The organism is Mycobacterium sp. BMJ-28 (assembly GCF_054404835.1).
The window spans coordinates 4,677,172-4,696,305 of sequence record NZ_CM136783.1; the positions used below are offsets into that span (position 1 = coordinate 4,677,172).

Genomic DNA, 19,134 nt, shown 5'->3' on the forward strand with positions numbered 1-19,134 from the left:
ACCGCCCGGACTCGCAGAGTCCGGGCGGTTTCGTCTGTGCGGCGGCTCAGCCCCGCACGATGGTGGTGCGGCTGATCTCCAGTCGTAGGCGCGCACGAAGGGTGTCGGGGGCCTTCTCCCCGCACTTGGCGGCCAGCAGGTTCTTCACCCGCTCCTCGACGCCGTAATGGCGCAGACAGGTCGGGCACTCGTCGAGGTGATGGCGCAGCTTGTCCCGCGTTTCGGCGGTGCACTCCCCGTCGAGCAGCGTCCACACCTCGGCGATCACCGCGGCGCACTCCGGGTGATCGGGGTCCACCGGGCCGATCGGCGGTACGAACGTGTGCTCGTCCGGCCGCACGTAATCGTCGCTCATGACGAGACCTCTTCGCTGGCGAGCTGTTCGTGACGCAAGAATCCGCGCTCGCGGGCCACATCGGCCAGCAGCTCGCGCAATTGCTTACGGCCTCGGTGCAGTCGAGACATCACCGTCCCGATCGGGGTATCCATGATTTCCGCGATCTCCTTGTACGGGAATCCCTCGACATCGGCGTAGTAGACCGCCATGCGGAATTCCTCAGGTAATGCTTGCAGAGCATCCTTGATTTCGCTGTCCGGCAGCGCCTCGAGCGCCTCCACCTCCGCCGACCGCAGCCCCGTCGAGGTGTGCTCGGCATTGGCCGCCAGCTGCCAGTCGGTGATCTCCTCGGTCGGATACTCGGCCGGCTGACGCTGCTTTTTGCGGTAATTGTTGATGTACGTGTTCGTCAGGATGCGGTAGAGCCACGCCTTCAGATTGGTGCCCTCCCGGAACGACCGGAACCCGGCGTACGCCTTGACCATGGTTTCTTGCACCAGGTCCTCGGCGTCGGCGGGGTTACGCGTCATCCGGAGCGCGCCACCGTAGAGCTGGTCCAGCAGCGGGATGGCGTCGCGTTCGAAACGGGCGGTGAGTTCGGCGTCGGTCTCTTCGGTCGGGGCGGGCGCCTCGTGTATATCGGTCATCGTGACAGGACCCATCCCTTCCGTCGCGGCATGACCAAACAGCTCCAGCACGTACGCCGGGCGTTGCAGAGATGCCGTTGGCACTAAAACTCCTTCCACGATCCTAAAGGTTGCCACCGACAAAGCCTGCCGACGACCGTTGCGCCCCCTCGCACCAGCAGTAACGCCGGTGCCGGGCGGACTTGTTCCCCGCCGTTAGGCTGGCCCGGTGGCACGCGCAGCGACCCCCGCCATCTCGGCCCTGACCAGCGCAGGCGTTGCACACCAGATCCTGCGGTATGACCACGACCCGCGGGCCGCCTCGTTCGGCGAGGAGGCCGTGGCCCAGCTGGCGGCCGCGCACGGACTGGACCCGGGGCAGATCTTCAAGACCCTGGTGCTGGCCTCCGGGCGTGACCTGGCGGTGGCGGTGCTGCCGGTGCCGTCGAAACTGTCGCTGAAGGCCGCCGCCGCGGCGCTGGGTTTCGCCAAGTTGGTGATGGCCGACCGGGCCGCCGCCGAACGGTCCACCGGCTACGTGCTCGGCGGGATCTCACCGCTCGGTCAGCGCCGGCCACTGCCGACCGTCGTCGACGCCTCCGCACTGAACTGGCCCTCGGTGCTGTGCAGCGCGGGCAAGTGCGGCTGGGATGTCGCACTGGCCCCGCACGACCTGATCAGCGCGACCCATGCCGTGATCGCCGACGTTCGCGCGGACCAGGGTGCCTAAGGTAGGGCCATGACTGAAGCGCCTCTGTCCGGGAAGACCATGTTCATCTCCGGCGCCAGCCGCGGTATCGGGCTGGCGATCGCCAAGCGCGCCGCCGCCGACGGCGCCAATATCGCGCTGCTGGCCAAGACCGCCGAACCGCATCCCAAGCTCGAAGGCACCGTCTACACCGCGGCCAAGGAGATCGAGGAAGCCGGCGGCCAGGCGCTGCCCATCGTCGGCGACGTCCGGGACGGCGACTCGGTCGCCTCCGCGGTGGAGCAAACGGTGGCCCAGTTCGGCGGAATCGATCTGTGCGTCAACAACGCCTCGGCGATCAACCTCGGGTCCATCGAGGAAGTGCCGCTCAAGCGTTTCGACCTGATGAACGGCATCCAGATCCGCGGCACCTACGCCGTCTCACAGGCCTGTATCCCGCACATGAAGGGCCGCGCCAACCCGCACATCCTGACCTTGTCCCCGCCGCTGCGGCTGGAATCGGAATGGCTCAAGCCGACGGCGTACATGATGGCCAAATTCGGTATGACGCTGTGCGCGCTGGGCATCGCCGAGGAGATGCGCGAGGCGGGAATCGCCTCCAACACGCTGTGGCCGCGGACCCTGGTCGCCACCGCGGCGGTGCAGAACCTGCTGGGCGGCGACGAGGCGATGGCCCGGGCCCGCAAACCCGAGGTCTACTCCGATGCCGCCTACGCCGTGTTCACCAAACCGGCCCGCGAATACACCGGGCAGAGCCTGCTGTGCGAGGACGTGCTGCTCGACTCCGGCGTCACCGATCTGTCGGTGTACGACTGCATTCCGGGCTCCGACCTCGGCGTCGACCTGTGGGTGGACACCCCGAACCCGCCGGGATACTCGGCATGAACACCGAGGTGGTCGCCGCCCCGCAACAGTCCCGGTTCGAGGTGTTCTACGGCGATGAGCTCGCCGGCTTCGCCGAGTATCTCGACCATGACGGCCAGCGGATCTTCTTCCACACCCAAATCGGCGACGAGTTCGGCGGAAAAGGTTTGGCCAGCACATTGATTCGACAAGCCTTGAGCGCCACGGTGGACAGCGGCCTGCGGGTCGTGCCGCTGTGCCCGTTCGTGAAAAGCTTCGTGGACAAGCACCAGGATTTCAGCGGATCGGTCGACACGGTGACCGACGCAGCGGTGGAACTGGTGCGCCGACGCTGACCTGGGGGCGCGACACGTGGTGGGTCTTGCGACGATCGCGCGCGAATGGGGCCGGATCGGCTGTCTGGGCTTCGGCGGCCCGCCCACCCATATCGCGATGCTGCGCGACGTGTGCGTGCAGCGGCGCCGGTGGCTGGACGCCGACGAGTTCGAGGACGCCATCGCGGCGGTGAACCTGCTGCCCGGCCCGGCGTCGACCCAACTGGCGATCTACACCGCCTGGCGGATGCGGGGTATCCGTGGCGCCCTCGTCGGCGGCCTGGCGTTCATCCTCCCCGGGCTGTTCGTCATCCTGGCGCTGGCCGCGTTCTTCCTGTCCGGTGGCGCCCCCGGCTGGGCGCGAGGCGCCGCGGCCGGCGCCGGCGCCGCGGTGGCGGCCGTCGCGGTGCACGCCGCGGTCGGGCTGATCCCGTCCAGCTGGCGACGGGCCGAAACCGGTCGCTGGTCCAGGGCTCGCTGGCTCGGCTACTTCATGGCGGGCGCCGTCGCCGCGGCGCTGACCGGTCCCTGGCTGGTGCTGGTGCTGATCGCCGCCGGCGCACTGGAGATCGTGGCCCGCACCGGGCCGTCGCGGGCGTCCGCGCACGCCTGGCCGGTGCTGCTGGCCGCTGCTCCGGCGCTGGCCGGGATCCCCGCCCTGGTGTGGACGGCGTTCAAGGTGGGCGCCCTGTCCTACGGCGGCGGGTTCGTCATCATCCCGCTGATGCAGGACGACGCCGTGCGCAGGCACCAGTGGATGACCGACGCCGAATTCCTCAATGCGGTGGCCCTGGGCCAGATCACCCCGGGACCGGTGCTGCACACCGTCGCGGTGGTCGGGTACGCCGCTGCCGGGATCGGCGGCGCGGCGCTGGCCGCGCTCTTCGCCTTCGGCCCGTCGTTCCTCATGGTGATCGCCGGGGGCAGGCATTTGGACGCCCTGCGCGCGAACCGGTTCGTGCAGGCATTCCTGACCGGTGCCGGGCCCGCGGTCATCGGGGCGATCACCGGGTCCGCGCTGCCGCTGGCCCTGTCAGCGCGGCACGCCTGGCAGTTCGGGGTACTGGCGCTGGCCGCGGTGGCCCTGCTGGTCGCCCGCCGGGGTGTGGTCAGCACCCTGGTCGGCGCCGCGGCGCTGGGCGTCGGCGCATACCTGATCGGCTGGCCGGTCGGCTGACATAGGCTGGCGCCGTGGCTGACTCGTCGATCTGGTCCGCGGGGCGGTACGAATCCGTCGCCGAGCGCATTGCCCCCATCGCCGACGAGGTGGTGGCCGCGGTCGGGTCCCGGGTGCCCCTGCGCGATACCGAACTGGTCGATCTGGCCTGCGGCACCGGTAATGCGGCGCTGGCGGCCGCCGCGGCGGGCGCGCGGGTCACCGGCGTGGACATCACCCCCGAACTGCTCGCCATCGCCGCCGACAAACCTGGCGCCGGCGCGGTGCGCTGGGTGGCCGCCGACGCCAGTGCCACCGGCCTGCCCGACGCGGGTTTCGCTGCGGCCGTGTCGAATATGGGCATCATCTTCGTGGAGCCGGTCGCGATGGTCGCCGAGCTGTCCCGGCTGGTGCGCCCCGGCGGGGTGCTCGGCTTCTCCACCTGGGTGCGCGACGCCGACAACCCGTTCTTCGATCCGATCATGGACGTCCTCGGTTCGCCGCCGCCCGCGCCGTACAGCCCCGATCAGTGGGGGCAACCCGAGATCGCCGAGGCCCGGCTGGGCGAGGCATTCACCGATGTCACCATCGAAAACGGTGTGCACCCTTGGCGATTCGCATCCGTGCAGCACGCGGTGCGGTTCGTCACCGCGGAGTCGCCGATGCACCTGGCTGTTCTCGGCCGGCTCGAGGACGCGACCAGGAGCCGGCTGGTGGACGCATTCAGCGCGGCGTTCGCGGCCCATGCCGAACCCGGCGGGGTGGTGTTCGGCGCCTCGTATGCGGTGGTGACCGCGGCCCGCCGCTGATCACTGCGCCTGATAGAGGATTCCGCGGCCGATGGCCTCGCGTATCTCGGGCAGCGCTGCCGTCGCGAGCGCATCGGATTCCACGCCGTGGTGTGCGGCGAGCAGGTCGATGAGCGTGCCCAGCGGAACCTCGCCCCGGCAGCCGGCCAGCAGGGCCCGCAACACCTCGTCGACGCCGATGACGGCGGCCGGCCCACCGGGTCTGCGCACCGCGGCGCCGATCTGTTGCCAACCCTGCTCGCCCGGTAAGGATTGCTCCTCCAGCAACACCGGCGCGGTGGACAGTCGCACACCCAGCAGATCGGCATCGGCGATGTTGCGCAGATACGCCCGCCGGGCGAAGAACGCCTCGACCTCCGTCCCGGTGACCGGCTCGTCGAGGATCTCCTCCAAGACGTGCTCGGGTGATTCCCCCGGTTTCGGTACCCGCAGGTTGATCAGTCCCATGCCGATACCGGTGACGCCCTGCTCGATGAACCAATCCAGCCAGGCCCCACCGCGCCGGGCGGCCTGCTGCGGTGTCTCCCCGGCGTCGGCCAGCCACAGCGAGACATAGCTGACCGGATCGGCAAGTTCACGCTGCACCACCCACGCGTGCAAGCCGGTGCCGTCCAGCCAACCCTGCACCTGACCGCGCCAATCATCTTCGCGGACAATCCAATTGGCCATGATCTGGGCGGTTCCACCTGGGTTGAGGTGGTCGCCGACCTGTTCGATGATGCTGCGGCACAACGCATCCCCCGCCAGACCGGAATCGCGGTAGACATAGTCCTGGGCACCAGAACCCACCACGAACGGTGGGTTGGACACGATCAGATCGAACTTCTCCCCCACCACCGGCTCGAACAGGCTGCCCGGCCGCAAATCCCAGGACATGCCGTTGAGCCGGGCGGTCGCCGCGGCCAGCGTCAGCGCCCGCTGATTGGTGTCGGTGGCCACGATCCCTGCGCAGTGCGAGTTCAGGTGCAGCGCCTGGATACCGCACCCGGTACCGAGGTCCAGCGCCCGCGCCACCGGCGTGCGCACCACCGCACGGGCCAGCGACATCGACGCGCCACCGATACCGAGCACATGGTCGGGCTGCACGGGTCCGCTGCGCAGGGCGGCATCCTGATCGGAGACCACCAGGAAGTCCCGCTCGCCGTCGCTGTGCGGGCGGATATCGAGTATCGCGCGCACCGTCTCACCGCTGTCCTGCAGCACACCGCAGGCCGTCAGCGCGGCCAGACCGGCCGACGGGAACGCCCCGGCGACCCGGTCAGGGCGCTCGTCGGCGCCGAGCAGAAACAGCCGGACCACAGTGGCCAACGGCCCGTCGACCGCATCGCAGGCACGCAACGCCGGCCACCACACTCCGCGGCCGAGCGCGGCGTGCACGTCGTCGCCGAGCAGTTCGGCGACCCCGTCGACGGTGTAGCCGGCGGTACGCAGGTCCTGACCCAGCGCGTCGAGCAATTCGGGGGTCAAAACAGTCCCGGCTCGGGTTCGGCGGGCTCGATCAGTTCCGGTCCGTTGTTGCGAATGCTGTTCACCAGCCGGGACACCTCGCGGATCTCGATGCGATCCAGATCGCCGTGCCCGCGCAGCAGCCCCTCGTCGATGGGTGCGTCGGGGTCCAGCCAACGGTCCCAGTCCGACGCACTGATGGTCAGCGGCATCCGGTCGTGAATATCGGAGAGCTGCGCGGCCGCGTCGGTGGTGATGATGGTGCAACTCAGCAGCGGGGGGCTGTCCTTGGGCGCATCTTTCGGCCGCCAGGTGGACCACAGGCCCGCCATGAACAATGGCTCGCCGTCACCGGCGAACATGTAGAACGGCGTCTTGAACGCCTTCTTTCCGTCCGCGGCGGGATTCGGCTTCCACTCGTACCAGCCGTCCATCGGGACCAGGCACCGCTTGTTCTTGGCCGACCCGCGGAACGCGGGTGAGGTGGTCAGCGTCTCGGCGCGGGCATTGATCAGCAGCGGCCCCTTCTTAGTGTCGGGCGCGCCGTCGGCGCCGGCTTTGGCCCACGGCGGCACCAATCCCCACCGCATCGACCGGATCCGGCGGGTCGACTCGCCGTCGGGCTCGGAGCCAGGCGAGCGAAGCGACGGCGAATGGTCATGCCGCTTGACCACGGCACTCACCGTGGTGGTGGGTGCGACGTTGTAGTTGGGCGGGGCCTGTTTCGCCGTCTCGGCGGTCTCATCGAGAGCCTTGATTTTCTCCGCCAGCAGCGCCGGGTCGGTGGTCACCGCAAATCGCCCACACATACCAGGCAGGATAGAGGTCGTGACTGACTGGCCGGCACCGTCGACATCGGAACCTGTGAACGCGACCGTGACCGTGCCCGGATCGAAATCACTGACCAACCGGGCACTGGTGCTGGCCGCCCTCGCGCAAGGCACCTCCACGGTGAGCGGTGCCCTGCGCAGCCGCGACACCGACCTGATGATCGGCGCCCTGCAAGCGCTCGGCCTGACCGTCAACGGCGACACGGAGTTGACCGTCAGCGGGTCGATCGCCCCGGCGCCGGGCACCCGTATCGACTGCGGGCTGGCCGGCACCGTGCTGCGGTTCCTGCCCGCGGTCGCCGCACTGGGCACCGAGACCGTCACCTTCGACGGTGACGAGCAGGCCAGGGCCCGGCCCATCGCCCCGCTGCTGGACGGGTTGCGCGGTGTCGGTGTGCAGATCGACGGCGACCGCTTACCGTTCGATGTGCGTGGGCAGGGCGCGGCCGACGGCGGCGAGGTGCACATCGATGCCTCGGGGTCCTCGCAGTTCGTGTCGGGACTGCTGCTGGCCGGCGCGACGTTGCGGAACGGGCTGACCGTGGTGCACACCGGCGAATCCGTGCCGTCGGCCCCGCATATCGGGATGACGGTGTCGATGCTGCGTGATGCCGGTGTCACCGTGGACGATTCGCAGCGCAACCGCTGGCGGGTCGAGCCCGGCCCGGTCGCCGCCCGGCACTGGGACATCGAGCCGGACCTGTCCAATTCGGTACCGTTCCTGGCCGCCGCCGCCGTCACCGGAGGAACGGTGCGGATCGACCGCTGGCCGGCCGTCAGCATCCAGCCCGCCGACGTCATCCTCGACTTGCTGGGCCGCCTGGGGGTGGAAGTGGCGCAGCAGGATTCGTATCTGGAGGTGCAGGGCGCAGCGTCTTACGACGGTATCGACGTCGACCTGCACGACGTGGGTGAGCTCGCGCCCTCGCTGGCCGCACTCGCCGCGCTGGCCGCGCCCGGATCGGTGTCCACCCTGCGCGGCATCGCCCATCTGCGCGGACACGAGACCGACCGACTGGCGGCATTGACCACCGAGATCAACGGCCTGGGCGGCCGGTGCGCCGAGACCCCGGACGGCCTGACCATCACGGCCGCACCGCTGCACGGCGGGACCTGGCATTCGTACGCCGACCACCGGATGGCCACCGCGGGTGCGATCATCGGGCTGCGGGTGCCCGGTGTCGAGGTGGAAGACATTGCGACCACCGCCAAGACGCTGCCGGACTTCCCCGGGATGTGGACCGACATGCTGCTGGACGACCAGGGGTAGCGACAGGTGAAAGCGGCCGATTACGACGAGTCCGACGTCCGGGTACGCCCGGGCAAGGGCTCCCGGCCGCGCACCAAGAATCGCCCCGAGCACGCCGACGCCGCCGAGGCGATGGTCGTCACCGTCGACCGCGGCCGCTGGGGTTGCGCGCTGGGCGGCGACCCGGACCGGCACGTCACCGCGATGCGGGCCAGGGAACTGGGCCGCACCCCGATCGTCGTCGGTGACGAGGTGGATATCGTCGGTGACCGCTCAGGGCGCGCCGACACCCTGGCCCGCATCGTGCGCCGCTCGGAGCGGCGAACGGTGTTGCGCCGCACCGCCGATGACACCGATCCCACCGAACGGGTGGTGGTCGCCAATGCCGATCAGCTGCTCATCGTGGTGGCGCTGGCCGACCCGCCGCCGCGCACCGGATTCGTGGAGCGCGCCCTCATCGCCGCCTTTGCGGGCGGACTGGCACCGATCCTGTGCCTGACCAAATCCGATCTCGCACCGGCAGAGCCGTTCGCGGCGCAGTTCATCGATCTGGACCTCACCGTGCTCACCGCCGGGCGGGACGATCCGCTGGATGTGGTGGCACCGCTGCTGGACGGCAAAGTCACCGTGTTGCTCGGGCATTCCGGTGTCGGCAAGTCGACATTGGTGAATCGCCTTGTACCCGAAGCAGAACGGGCCACCGGCACGGTGACCGGGGTGGGCAAGGGCCGGCACACCTCGACGCAGTCGATCGCGTTACCGCTGCGCGAATCCGGGTGGGTGATCGACACCCCGGGCATCCGGTCGTTCGGGCTGGCCCACATCGCGCCCGACGATGTCGTGCAGGCGTTCTCCGACCTGGCCGAAGCCGTGCAGGACTGTCCGCGCGGCTGCGGGCATCTGGGCCCGCCCGCCGACCCGGAGTGTGCGCTGGACAACCTGACCGGCGCGGCCGCCGCCCGGGTGGCGGCGGCACGGCGACTGCTGGTGACGCTCAATGAGCCGACGTACTGAGGACTTTCGCCAGCAGACAGAGAATCCCGCCTTTCGTTGCCGAAAGGCGGGATTCTGTGTCTGCTCGGCGTTCTAAGCGGCGCGCCGGTCCTGGCGCCAGCCCCGGACCGTCGCGATGGCGGTCTTGAGTCCGCGTCGCTTGCCGGTCGCGGGATCTGCGACCCCGAAACCTTCCAGCTCGGTGAACATCCGCTCGCTGCGGGTCTCCGGTGCATTGTCGGCGGTGTCGCGCAGGTACTTGTCCGGCAACGACAGTTTGGCGATGGTGCGCCAGGTCTTGGCGTACTGCACCAGGAACGAACCGGTGGTGTAGGGCAGGTCGTACTTGTCGCACACCTCCTGAACCCGCAGCGACACCGCATGCAGCCGGTTGCTGGGCAGGTCCGGGTACAGATGGTGTTCGATCTGGTGGCACAGGTTGCCGCTCATGAAGCGCAGCACCGGACCGTTCTCGAAGTTCGCGCTGCCGAGCATCTGGCGCAGGTACCACTCGCCGCGGGTCTCCCCGATCATGTCGGTCTTGGTGAACTTCTCGGCCCCATCGGGGAAGTGACCGCAGAAGATCACCGCGTTGGCCCACACATTGCGAATCACATTGGCCCAGAAGTTGGCTTTCGCCGTCGACTTGAAGGTCGCGGCGGGCGACAGCGAGGTCAGCGCCGGGAAAGCGACATAGTCCTTGAACAGCTGATGCCCGATCTTCACCCCGACCTCACGCAGGCGCACCATGGTCGCCTTGCGGTCGTCGCGGCCCTTGGCGATCTTGCCCAGTTCCAGGTGCTGCAGCCCGATGCCCCACTCGAACAGCATCGCCAGCACCGTGTTGTAGAGCAGATTGAAGGCGTTGAACGGCTTCCAGCGCTGGTCGCGGGTGACGCGCAGCAGGCCGTAGCCCACGTCGTCGTCCATGCCGAGGATGTTCGTGTACTTGTGATGCATGAAGTTGTGCGTGAACCGCCAGTGCTTGGACGCACCGTTCATGTCCCACTCCCACGACGAGGAGTGAATCTCGGGATCGTTCATCCAGTCCCACTGGCCGTGCAGGACGTTGTGGCCGATCTCCATGTTCTCGATGATCTTCGCGACGCCGAGCGTCGCGGTGCCCGCCCACCAGGCGGACCGTCGGGAACTGGCGGCCAGCACGATCCGGCCCGTCACCTCGAGGGCGCGCTGCGCGGCGATGGTACGGCGGATATAACGCGCGTCGCGCTCACCACGGGAGTCCTCGACGTCCTGCCGGATTGCGTCGAGTTCCACCGCCAAGCTTTCGATATCGGCGTCAGTCAGATGCGCGAACGCCGGTACATCGGTAATAGCCACTGGTCAACCCTCCTTTGCAATTCCTACTCTAGCGTAACCTACGCTACCGTAGGTTAGCTCTTGGTTAACAGTTATACGTCGACGACGCAGTCGCCGGATGCCGCCGAGACACAGGTCTGCACCCGGGTGCCCGGCTCGTGCTCCACACCGGTGCGCAGGTCCCGGACATGGCCCTGGACCAGTCCGACGACGCACGACTGACAGATCCCCATCCGGCAGCCGAACGGCATCTGGATACCGGCTTCCTCGCCGGCCTCCATCAGCGAGGTCGCCGCATCCGCCTGCACCGTCTTGCCGCTGCGCTCGAAGGTCACCTCGCCGCCGGTGCCATGCGGGGCGGCGCGCGTCACCGCGAATCGCTCCAGGTGCAGCCGTTCGGACAACCCGGCCGCGGTCCAGATTCGCTCCGCGTCGTTGAGCATGCCCTCGGGTCCGCACGCCCACACCTGGCGGTCCCGCCAGTCGGGCACCACGTCGGCCAGTCGCAGCAGATCCAACCGGCCCTGGACGCGGGTGGGCCGCACGATCAACCGGTAGCTCGGGTGCGCACGCTGCAGTTCGGCCAGCTCACCGGCGAACATCACGTCGGCTTCGGTCGGCACCGAGTGCACGTGCACGACATCGGTGATCTGGCCGTGCCGGGCCAGTGTGCGCAGCATCGACATCACCGGGGTGATGCCGGAGCCGGCGGTGACGAACAGCACCTGAGCCGGCGCCGGGTCGGGCATCACGAAATTGCCCTGCGGCGCGGCGAGCCGCACGATGGTGCCCGGCGTGACCCCGTCCACCAGGTGGGTGGACAGGAAGCCCTCCGGCATCGCTTTCACGGCGATGCTGATGGTCCGCCGGCCGCGGCCCGGAACCGGCGCCGAGGTGAGCGAATAGGACCGCCACCGCCACCGCCCGTCCATCAGCAGCCCGATGCCGACGTACTGACCGGGCTCATAGTCGAAGGTGAAGCCCCACCCGGGCTTGATCACCAGGGTCGCGGAGTCCGGGGTCTCGCGCCGCACCTCGACGACCCGGCCGCGAAGCTCGCGAGCCGACCACAACGGATTGGCCAGCTTCAGGTAATCATCGGGCAGCAGCGGAGTGGTGATCCGGCCGGCAATGGCGCGCAACGTCTTCCAATGCGGCGCCCCGGGAAGCGTGGGACGGACCGTGTCGGCAACTTTGGCCGAGGTCTTGACGGTGTTCTTGGCCACGAAACCTACGGTACCGTAACCTACGTTGCCGTATCTAGTACTCGCGGGTAACTTATTGCTGTGACGGCGCCGACATTCTCAGAGCAGTTCGAGTAGGAACGGTAGCTCCTGGGGTGCATACCAGGCCAGATCATGGTCCTGGGCATCGCCCACCGTCAGTTCGGAATCCTCGTCACCGAGGTCAGCGGCGTCGATGACGTCGACCGCGGCCAGCACCGCGGCCTCGGCGGCCGCGTTGTCGACATAGACGGCCACGATGTCGTCGTAGCCGATCGGGCCGGCCAGCCGCACCACCGCATCGTCCAGGTCGGGCCGCACGGTGACGTCCTCGGCGTCGGCGACGAGCACGACCCGGCGCGGTGGCAGCTCCCCGGTGCCGCCGGCCAGCAATCGCAGCGAGGCGAGCGCTGCCTCGCCCAGGGCGACCTCGGCCAGTTCCTCGTCGTCGCCGTGCGCGTAGGCCTCGCGCAGCGTCGGGGTGACCGCGAAGGCCGTACCGCTGCGGGCGTGCACCATCCGGTCGGCGACCAGCTGCTGCAGCATCGCCAGCGTGGCGGGCACATAGACACGCATCACCGGGCGGCCTCCAACAATTCGTCGAGTGACTCTCGCAACAGGATCGGCAACACGTCCACATCGCTCATCGCGTCGCGGTCGGCATTGATCCCGAAGTACAGCATGCCGTTGTAGGACGTCACCCCGATGGCCAGTACCTGGTTGGCCAGCAGCGGGGGCACGGCATACGTCTCGACCAGCTTGGTGCCGGCGATGTACATCTGCTTCTGCGCGCCCGGCACGTTGGTGATCAGCAGGTTGAACTGGCGGGCGGAGAAGCTGGTGGCCACCCGGATACCCATGGCGTGCAGGGTGGGCGGGGCGAACCCGGACAGCGTCACGATGGTGCGGGCGTCGACCAGACTGGCCGCGGTCGAATGCGACTCGGTGGCGTGCGCGATCTGGGACAGCCGGACCACCGCGTTGCCCTCCCCGATGGGCAGGTCCACCAGAAACGGCGACACCTGGCTGATGGCCTGGCCGGGTCCGGTCGAATCGATCTCGGCATCGGGATACACCGAGTTCGGGGCCATCGCGCGGACGCTGGAGGTCGCCGTCACCGGCTCACCACGCGACAACAGCCAGTTGCGCAGGGCACCCGCGACCACCGCGAGCACCACGTCGTTGACGTCGCAGTCGTACTGGGCGCGCAGTGCCCGGTAGTCCTCCAGCCGGTGGCCGGCCACCGTGAAACGCCGGTTGCGCGACACCGTGGTGTTCAGCGGGCTGCTCGGCGCGGTGCCCCGGGCGACGGTGCGGGCCACATCGGCGACTCGGCGCCCCACATCGACGAGCGCACTCGCGCTGGTGGCCACCTCGGTGACCGTCGACCGCATCGCGGCCAGCTGCGCCGTCGGGCGGGTGATCCACTCGCCGAGCGCACCCAACAGCAACGCGGTGTCACTGGGTTCGCGGCCCGGGATCCAGATGTCCTCACCGAACTCCGGCGCCTTCTGCGTCCGGTCGGCGATGACGTGGCCGATCTCCAGCGCCGACATGCCGTTGACCAGGGCCTGATGGCTCTTGGTGTAGATCGCGATCCGGTTGTGGGTCAGCCCTTCGACGACGTACATCTCCCACAGCGGACGGGTCTTGTCCAGTGGCCGGGAACCCAGCCGGGCAACCAGATCGTGCAATTGGGCGTCACTACCCGGAGATGGCAGCGCCGAGCGCCGGATGTGATAGGTGATGTCGAAGTCGCGGTCGTCGATCCATACCGGACGGGCCAGACCGAAGCTGACCTCGCGGACCTTCTGCCGGTAGCGCGGAATCTGCGGCAGCCGCCGCTCCACGGTGGCCAGCACCGACTCGTAACTCAGCCCGGCGCGCGGCTTGCGCACGATCGACAGCGACCCCACATACATCGGGGTGGCGGTGTTCTCCAGGTGGTAGAAGGCCGCATCCGATGCCGACAGCCTGGTCACCATCGCGGTGTGGCCCTCCCCTGGTTCCGACGTTGACGGTCATGTAAATGCACGAATGACCGTCAACTTAGCCGCAATCGGTCCCGGGCCGCATCGCAGGTGCGTGGGACCCCCGCCAAACCGTGCGATCATCAATATGCCTGTGCCTCTCCAGCAGCGCCCTGTTCGTGCCGTATGGCCGGATTGCCTTGGAGTGACACTGTGACCACACTTCCGCACGCCACCCCTGAGCCGAGCACGCCGTGCGTGGCGACGCCCATCATCGACTGCGAGCCGCCGCCGCTGGGCCCGGTCGCCTGTTCGCCTCCGCTGGTGTTACGCCGCCGCGCGCCGCACCAGCTGTGTCCCGCGCCCCGCGTCGAGGCACCGGCGCCACCACCACCGGCGGCCGGCGTGTTCGCCGACGCGGCCCTGCGCAGGGTGCTGGAGGTGATCGACCGCCGACGGCCGGCCGGCCAGTTACGCGGGCTGCTGGCTCCCGGGCTGATCGATGCCACCATCGCCCTGGCTCGCACCCCGCAACCCGGTGGCACCGCGGTGCTACGCCGGGTGGGGCTGCGCCGGGCCGACGAAATGCTCAGCGCCGCTGAGGTATTCGCCAGCTATACCCGCGGCTCCCGGGTGCGGGTGATCGCGGCGCGCATCGAACTGGTCTGCGACCGCTGGCAGGTGGTGGCGCTTCAGGTGGGCTGACTGGCAGCTATCGCCGGCGGGCCTTGGAGTCGCGGGCCTGCTGGCGGGCCGCCTCGCGGCGCTCCTTGCGGGTGCCCGGCTCGGCCGCCGCGTGCCGTCCGCCCGACGACCGCTGCACCTCGGCCGATCCGTCCTCGGCCGGTCCGGAGTAGGTCAGTGCGGGTGCGCCGTCCTCCAGCCCGTTCTGAATCCCCTTGGCCTGCACGCCCGCCGGTCGCTCCTTGGTGGCCACCTGCCCCTGAGCCTGCGCCGCGGCGGCCGCCGCGAACTCGGCAAGACCCTGCGACATGGCCTGGGCCTGTGGGGTGGGCGCCGGGGGCGCCGCCTCGACCGCGATGTTGAACAGGAACCCGACCGACTCCTCCTTGAGGCCGTCGAGCATGCCGACGAACATGTCGTAACCCTCGCGCTGGTACTCGACCAGGGGGTCACGCTGGGCCATCGCGCGCAGCCCGATGCCCTCCTTGAGGTAGTCCATCTCGTAGAGGTGTTCGCGCCATTTCCGGTCGATCACGTTGAGCAGCACATTGCGCTCCAGCTGCCGCATCGCGCCCTCGCCGCCGATCGCCTCGATCTGCTTCTCACGCTCGGCGTAGGCCCGCTCGGCGTCCTCGACCAGCGCGCCGAGCAGCTCGTCGCGGGTCAGCTCGCCGGGCTCGCCGACCGCGCCGGAGTCGAGCAGATCATGGTGATCGATACCGACCGGGTACAGCGTCTTGAGCGCCTCCCACAGCTTCTCCAGATCCCAGTCCTCGGAGTAGCCCTCGCCGGTGGCGCCGTCGACATAGGCGGTGATGACGTCCACCAGCATGTCGTGGGCCTGCTTCTGCAGGTTCTCGCCCTCCAGGATCATCCGGCGCTCTTTGTAGATGACCTTGCGCTGCTGGTTCATCACCTCGTCGTACTTGAGGACGTTCTTGCGGACCTCGAAGTTCTGCTGCTCGACCTGGGTCTGCGCGCTCTTGATCGCGCGGGTCACCATCTTGGCCTCGATGGGAACATCGTCGGGCAGGTTCAGGCGGGTGAGCAGGGTTTCCAGGGTGGCGCCGTTGAACCGCCGCATGAGCTCGTCACCCAGCGACAGGTAGAACCGGGACTCACCCGGGTCGCCCTGGCGGCCGGACCGGCCACGCAGCTGGTTGTCGATACGCCGCGATTCGTGGCGCTCGGTGCCCAGCACGTACAGACCACCGACCGCGATCACTTCCTCGGCTTCGGCCTTGGCCTCGGCCTTGATCTGCTTGACGGTCTGCTCCCAGGCGGCCTCGTACTCGTCCGGGGTCTCCACCGGATCCAGGCCCTGGCCCTTCAGCCGGGTGTCGGCCAGGAACTCGACGTTGCCGCCCAGCACGATGTCGGTACCGCGGCCGGCCATGTTGGTCGCGACGGTGATCGCACCACGGCGGCCGGCCTCGGCGATGATGTTCGCCTCCTGCTCGTGGTACTTGGCGTTGAGCACGTTGTGCGGCACGCGGCGCTTGGTGAACTGCCGGGACAGGTACTCCGACCGTTCGACCGAGGTGGTGCCGATCAGCACCGGCTGGCCCTTCTCGTACCGTTCGACGACGTCGTCGACGACGGCGATGTACTTGGCCTCTTCGGTCTTGTAGATCAGATCGGACTGATCCGCGCGGACCATCGGCCGGTTGGTCGGGATCGCGACGACTCCCAGGCCATAGATCTCGTGCAACTCGGCGGCCTCGGTCTGGGCGGTGCCGGTCATGCCGGAGAGCTTGTCGTAGAGCCGGAAGTAGTTCTGCAGCGTGATGGTGGCCAGCGTCTGGTTCTCGGCCTTGATCTCGACGTGCTCCTTGGCCTCGATGGCCTGGTGCATGCCCTCGTTGTAGCGGCGCCCGATCAGCACGCGCCCGGTGAACTCGTCGACGATGAGCACCTCGCCGTTACGGACGATGTACTCCTTGTCGCGCTCGAACAGCTCCTTGGCCTTCAGCGCGTTGTTCAGGTAGCTGACCAGCGGCGAGTTGGCGGCCTCGTACAGGTTGTCGATGCCGAGCTGGTCCTCGACGAACTCGACGCCGATCTCGTGCACGCCGATGGTGCGCTTCTTCAGGTCCACCTCGTAGTGGGTGTCCTTCTTCATCAGCGGGGCCAGCCGCGCGAACTCGGAGTACCAGTTCGAGGCGCCGTCGGCCGGGCCGGAGATGATCAGCGGCGTGCGGGCCTCGTCGATGAGGATGGAGTCGACCTCGTCGACGATGGCGAAGTTGTGGCCGCGCTGCACCATGTCGGGCACCGAGTGGGCCATGTTGTCGCGCAGGTAGTCGAAGCCGAATTCGTTGTTGGTGCCGTAGGTGATGTCGGCGGCGTAGGCGCCGCGGCGCTCGTCGGGGGTGAGCCCCGACAGGATGACGCCGACCTCGAGTCCCAGGAAGCGGTGCACGCGGCCCATCTGCTCGGCATCGCGCTTGGCCAGATAGTCGTTGACGGTGACGATGTGCACGCCGTCGCCGGACAAGGCGTTGAGGTAGGCGGGCAGGATGGCGGTCAACGTCTTGCCCTCACCGGTCTTCATCTCGGCGACATTGCCGAAGTGCAGCGCGGCACCACCCATGACCTGCACGTCGAAGTGACGCTGCCCCAGCACTCGCCAGGCGGCCTCGCGGGCCACCGCGAACGCTTCGGGCAGCAGATCGTCGAGCTCGGTTCCGTCGGCGACGCGCTTGCGGAACTCGTCGGTCTTGGCACGCAGCTCGGCGTCGGTCAGCTTCTCCACGTCATCGGCCAAGGTGTTCACATAGTCAGCGACCTTTTTCAGGCGCTTGACCATGCGGCCTTCACCGAGACGGAGCAACTTATCGAGCACGCTAATTCCTCTTCAGTGGATTGAATATCTCAGCTGGTAGCTGCGGTCCATCGTAGGTGACCGGGTCTGGCACCTGTTCAAAAGACGCAACGAGCCCCCGGCGACGCGCCGGGGGCTCGTGCTTTCGATTTCGTCTGTCGGGCCTCAGGAGAGCCGGATGAGTCCGTAGTCATAGGCATGTCTGCGGTACACCACGGACGGCCGGTCGGATTCTTTGTCGTGGAACAGGAAGAAGTCGTGGCCGACCAGTTCCATCTCATACAGCGCATCGTCGACGGTCATCGGCGTGGCCTCGTGCTCCTTGGTGCGCACGATCCGACCGGGTTCGTGATCGTCGACGACGGTGTCGGCCTGCCCCGATTCGGAGCTGGCCGGCAATTCCTCGGGTGGGATGACCGCGGTCGCCTCGTGCAGAGAGACCGGCCGTTTGTCGCCGTAGTGGATCTTGCGCCGGTCCTTACTGCGACGCAGCCGGCTCTCGAGTTTGCAGACCGCCGATTCCAGGGCGGCGTAGAAGCTGTCGGCGCAGCCCTCCCCGCGCACCACCGGGCCACGGCCGCGCGCGGTGATCTCGACATGCTGGCAGTTTTTGCGCTGACGCCGGTTCTTCTCGTGATCGAGTTCGACGTCGAACAGGTAGATGGTCTTGTCCAAACGCTCCAGTCGCGCGAGCTTCTCGGAGACATAGATCCGGAAGTGCTCGGGAACCTCGACGTTGCGTCCCTTGACGACGACGTCGGCGTTGGTCACCGACGTCGCATCTTCGTCGTCCATGACCATGGTGTTGTGATCGGTTTGCACGGAATGGGTTGACATACTTGACAACTCGTTTCTGTACGGAGTCGCACGCGCGGTGCGTGCCCGGATTGTCAAAAAGCACGTCGGCGGGAAGTTGCATACGCGGCGCCCGCCGGCGCAAGGTGTCGAGAACTCACCTCCTACCGCGTCTTGGCAGCCGCTCGGCGTCACGGGCGCCCCAGGTGCGGGGTGCCGCCGCGAAACCTTCACGGGTGGTTGGCCCCAACGTAGTCCGTGTTCACCTGACTGTGCCACCAATTTCGCAGACCTGTTTTGAGTTCTTCATCTGACGGCAATCGACGCCACCGTCACTGCCGGTCATCAGGCGTTAGCGATGGCCAGTACCGCCTGCACCGACACGCCGCAGGTTTGCAGCGCACCGACCGATGCGCATGCGGTGGCGCCCGTCGTCACGACATCGTCGAGCACCAGCACCGACTCGGCGGGCACCCTGCGCACGCGGACCCGGCCGGCCAGATTGCGCTGCCGGTCCGCGCTGGACAGACCCACCGAGTCCTGCGCGAAACCGGTGAGCCGCAACGCGCGCGCGACGGTGACACCGGGCAGGCCGGCGGCGGCCGCCACGGCCACCCTGGTCACCGGGTCACCGCCGCGCCGACGGGCCGCGGTCCAGCGGGTCGGCGCGGGCACGATCGACAGCGGCGTCTCCAGCAGTCCCCAGGTGAGCAGCTGCGCCAGACCGGTGCGGACCGCCAGCGACAGCGGCCCCACCAGATCGGCCCTGCCGTGTTCCTTGACCGCGACGATGGCCTGCCTGCGCGCGGCGGCGTACCGGCCCAACGACAGCACCGGCACCCCGGGGTCCAGCCGCGGTGACACCACCCGGGGATCGGCGGCCTTGGCCTGCAACTCCTCGGCGCACGCCGGACACCAGCGGATTCCCGGTGCACCGCAGCCACCACACTCCACCGGAAGCACCAGATCGAGCAGCACGCGGATC

Annotated in this window: 19 protein-coding genes; 8 read left to right on the top strand and 11 right to left on the bottom strand. The window is 68.3% G+C overall.

Annotated features, from left to right (window positions below; genetic code table 11):
* Positions 1 to 46: 46 nt before the first annotated feature.
* On the bottom strand, positions 47 to 355 hold the full coding sequence (gene rsrA / locus ACXPWS_RS23210) for a mycothiol system anti-sigma-R factor (protein WP_458708905.1): 309 nt from the start codon (positions 353 to 355) through the stop codon (positions 47 to 49).
* Complete coding sequence (locus tag ACXPWS_RS23215; protein WP_458713661.1) at positions 352 to 999, bottom strand: sigma-70 family RNA polymerase sigma factor; 648 nt, start codon at positions 997 to 999, stop codon at positions 352 to 354. Before ACXPWS_RS23215 ends, rsrA begins: the two co-directional genes overlap by 4 nt.
* A 193-nt stretch (positions 1,000 to 1,192) precedes the next feature.
* On the opposite strand from ACXPWS_RS23215, the gene ACXPWS_RS23220 reads away from it, so the two are divergent.
* From ACXPWS_RS23220 to ACXPWS_RS23240, 5 genes are read left to right on the top strand one after another with little or no spacing between them, the layout of a single operon-like run.
* Positions 1,193 to 1,693 (top strand): aminoacyl-tRNA deacylase, encoded by a 501-nt coding sequence (locus ACXPWS_RS23220; RefSeq protein WP_458708906.1) that lies wholly within the window; start codon positions 1,193 to 1,195, stop codon positions 1,691 to 1,693.
* Between the two features lie 9 nt (positions 1,694 to 1,702).
* Positions 1,703 to 2,557, top strand: coding sequence for an SDR family oxidoreductase (locus ACXPWS_RS23225; RefSeq protein ID WP_458708907.1), 855 nt, complete (start codon positions 1,703 to 1,705; stop codon positions 2,555 to 2,557).
* Positions 2,554 to 2,871 (top strand): GNAT family N-acetyltransferase, encoded by a 318-nt coding sequence (locus ACXPWS_RS23230; RefSeq protein ID WP_458708908.1) that lies wholly within the window; start codon positions 2,554 to 2,556, stop codon positions 2,869 to 2,871. Before ACXPWS_RS23225 ends, ACXPWS_RS23230 begins: the two co-directional genes overlap by 4 nt.
* 16 nt (positions 2,872 to 2,887) lie before the next feature.
* On the top strand, positions 2,888 to 4,027 hold the full coding sequence (gene chrA, locus ACXPWS_RS23235) for a chromate efflux transporter (protein ID WP_458708909.1): 1,140 nt from the start codon (positions 2,888 to 2,890) through the stop codon (positions 4,025 to 4,027).
* A gap of 14 nt (positions 4,028 to 4,041) precedes the next feature.
* Entirely contained in the window at positions 4,042 to 4,815 is a 774-nt protein-coding gene (locus ACXPWS_RS23240) for a class I SAM-dependent methyltransferase (RefSeq protein WP_458708910.1), read from the top strand.
* On the opposite strand, the gene ACXPWS_RS23245 is transcribed toward ACXPWS_RS23240, so the two are convergent.
* A complete protein-coding gene (locus tag ACXPWS_RS23245; protein ID WP_458708911.1) occupies positions 4,816 to 6,282 on the bottom strand; it encodes a DUF7782 domain-containing protein in 1,467 nt (488 codons plus the stop codon).
* A complete protein-coding gene (locus tag ACXPWS_RS23250) occupies positions 6,279 to 7,070 on the bottom strand; it encodes an SOS response-associated peptidase (RefSeq protein ID WP_458708912.1) in 792 nt (263 codons plus the stop codon). Before ACXPWS_RS23250 ends, ACXPWS_RS23245 begins: the two co-directional genes overlap by 4 nt.
* A 19-nt stretch (positions 7,071 to 7,089) precedes the next feature.
* Here ACXPWS_RS23250 and aroA point away from each other — a divergent pair, with 19 nt between their 5' ends.
* Positions 7,090 to 8,361: a 3-phosphoshikimate 1-carboxyvinyltransferase gene (gene aroA, locus ACXPWS_RS23255; protein ID WP_458708913.1), complete on the top strand. Its 1,272-nt coding sequence runs from the start codon at positions 7,090 to 7,092 to the stop codon at positions 8,359 to 8,361.
* 6 nt (positions 8,362 to 8,367) lie between these two features.
* A complete protein-coding gene (gene rsgA, locus ACXPWS_RS23260) occupies positions 8,368 to 9,354 on the top strand; it encodes a ribosome small subunit-dependent GTPase A (RefSeq protein ID WP_458708914.1) in 987 nt (328 codons plus the stop codon).
* 72 nt (positions 9,355 to 9,426) lie between these two features.
* Here the strand turns inward: rsgA and ACXPWS_RS23265 are convergent, their stop codons facing one another.
* The 4 genes from ACXPWS_RS23265 to ACXPWS_RS23280 form a co-directional block, all read right to left on the bottom strand.
* Positions 9,427 to 10,674, bottom strand: coding sequence for a fatty acid desaturase family protein (locus tag ACXPWS_RS23265; protein ID WP_458708915.1), 1,248 nt, complete (start codon positions 10,672 to 10,674; stop codon positions 9,427 to 9,429).
* 71 nt (positions 10,675 to 10,745) lie between these two features.
* Positions 10,746 to 11,879 carry a ferredoxin reductase gene (locus ACXPWS_RS23270; RefSeq protein ID WP_458708916.1) on the bottom strand — a complete coding sequence of 378 codons (1,134 nt, stop codon included), beginning with the start codon at positions 11,877 to 11,879 and terminating at the stop codon, positions 10,746 to 10,748.
* Positions 11,880 to 11,957: 78 nt separating this feature from the next.
* Positions 11,958 to 12,455 carry a DUF6912 family protein gene (locus tag ACXPWS_RS23275; protein ID WP_458708917.1) on the bottom strand — a complete coding sequence of 166 codons (498 nt, stop codon included), beginning with the start codon at positions 12,453 to 12,455 and terminating at the stop codon, positions 11,958 to 11,960.
* Entirely contained in the window at positions 12,452 to 13,861 is a 1,410-nt protein-coding gene (locus tag ACXPWS_RS23280) for a WS/DGAT/MGAT family O-acyltransferase (RefSeq protein ID WP_458708918.1), read from the bottom strand. Before ACXPWS_RS23280 ends, ACXPWS_RS23275 begins: the two co-directional genes overlap by 4 nt.
* Positions 13,862 to 14,059: 198 nt before the next feature.
* On the opposite strand from ACXPWS_RS23280, the gene ACXPWS_RS23285 reads away from it, so the two are divergent.
* Positions 14,060 to 14,551 (top strand): Rv3235 family protein, encoded by a 492-nt coding sequence (locus ACXPWS_RS23285; RefSeq protein WP_458708919.1) that lies wholly within the window; start codon positions 14,060 to 14,062, stop codon positions 14,549 to 14,551.
* A gap of 7 nt (positions 14,552 to 14,558) precedes the next feature.
* On the opposite strand, the gene secA is transcribed toward ACXPWS_RS23285, so the two are convergent.
* From secA to ACXPWS_RS23300, 3 genes are all read right to left on the bottom strand, one after another.
* The gene (secA, locus tag ACXPWS_RS23290; RefSeq protein WP_458708920.1) at positions 14,559 to 17,375 is read right to left on the bottom strand and encodes a preprotein translocase subunit SecA; all 2,817 of its coding nucleotides are present in this window, start codon (positions 17,373 to 17,375) and stop codon (positions 14,559 to 14,561) included.
* 144 nt (positions 17,376 to 17,519) lie between these two features.
* On the bottom strand, positions 17,520 to 18,155 hold the full coding sequence (hpf, locus tag ACXPWS_RS23295; RefSeq protein ID WP_458713662.1) for a ribosome hibernation-promoting factor, HPF/YfiA family: 636 nt from the start codon (positions 18,153 to 18,155) through the stop codon (positions 17,520 to 17,522).
* A 339-nt stretch (positions 18,156 to 18,494) separates the two neighbouring features.
* Positions 18,495 to 19,124 (bottom strand): ComF family protein, encoded by a 630-nt coding sequence (locus tag ACXPWS_RS23300; protein ID WP_458713663.1) that lies wholly within the window; start codon positions 19,122 to 19,124, stop codon positions 18,495 to 18,497.
* Positions 19,125 to 19,134: the final 10 nt, after the last annotated feature.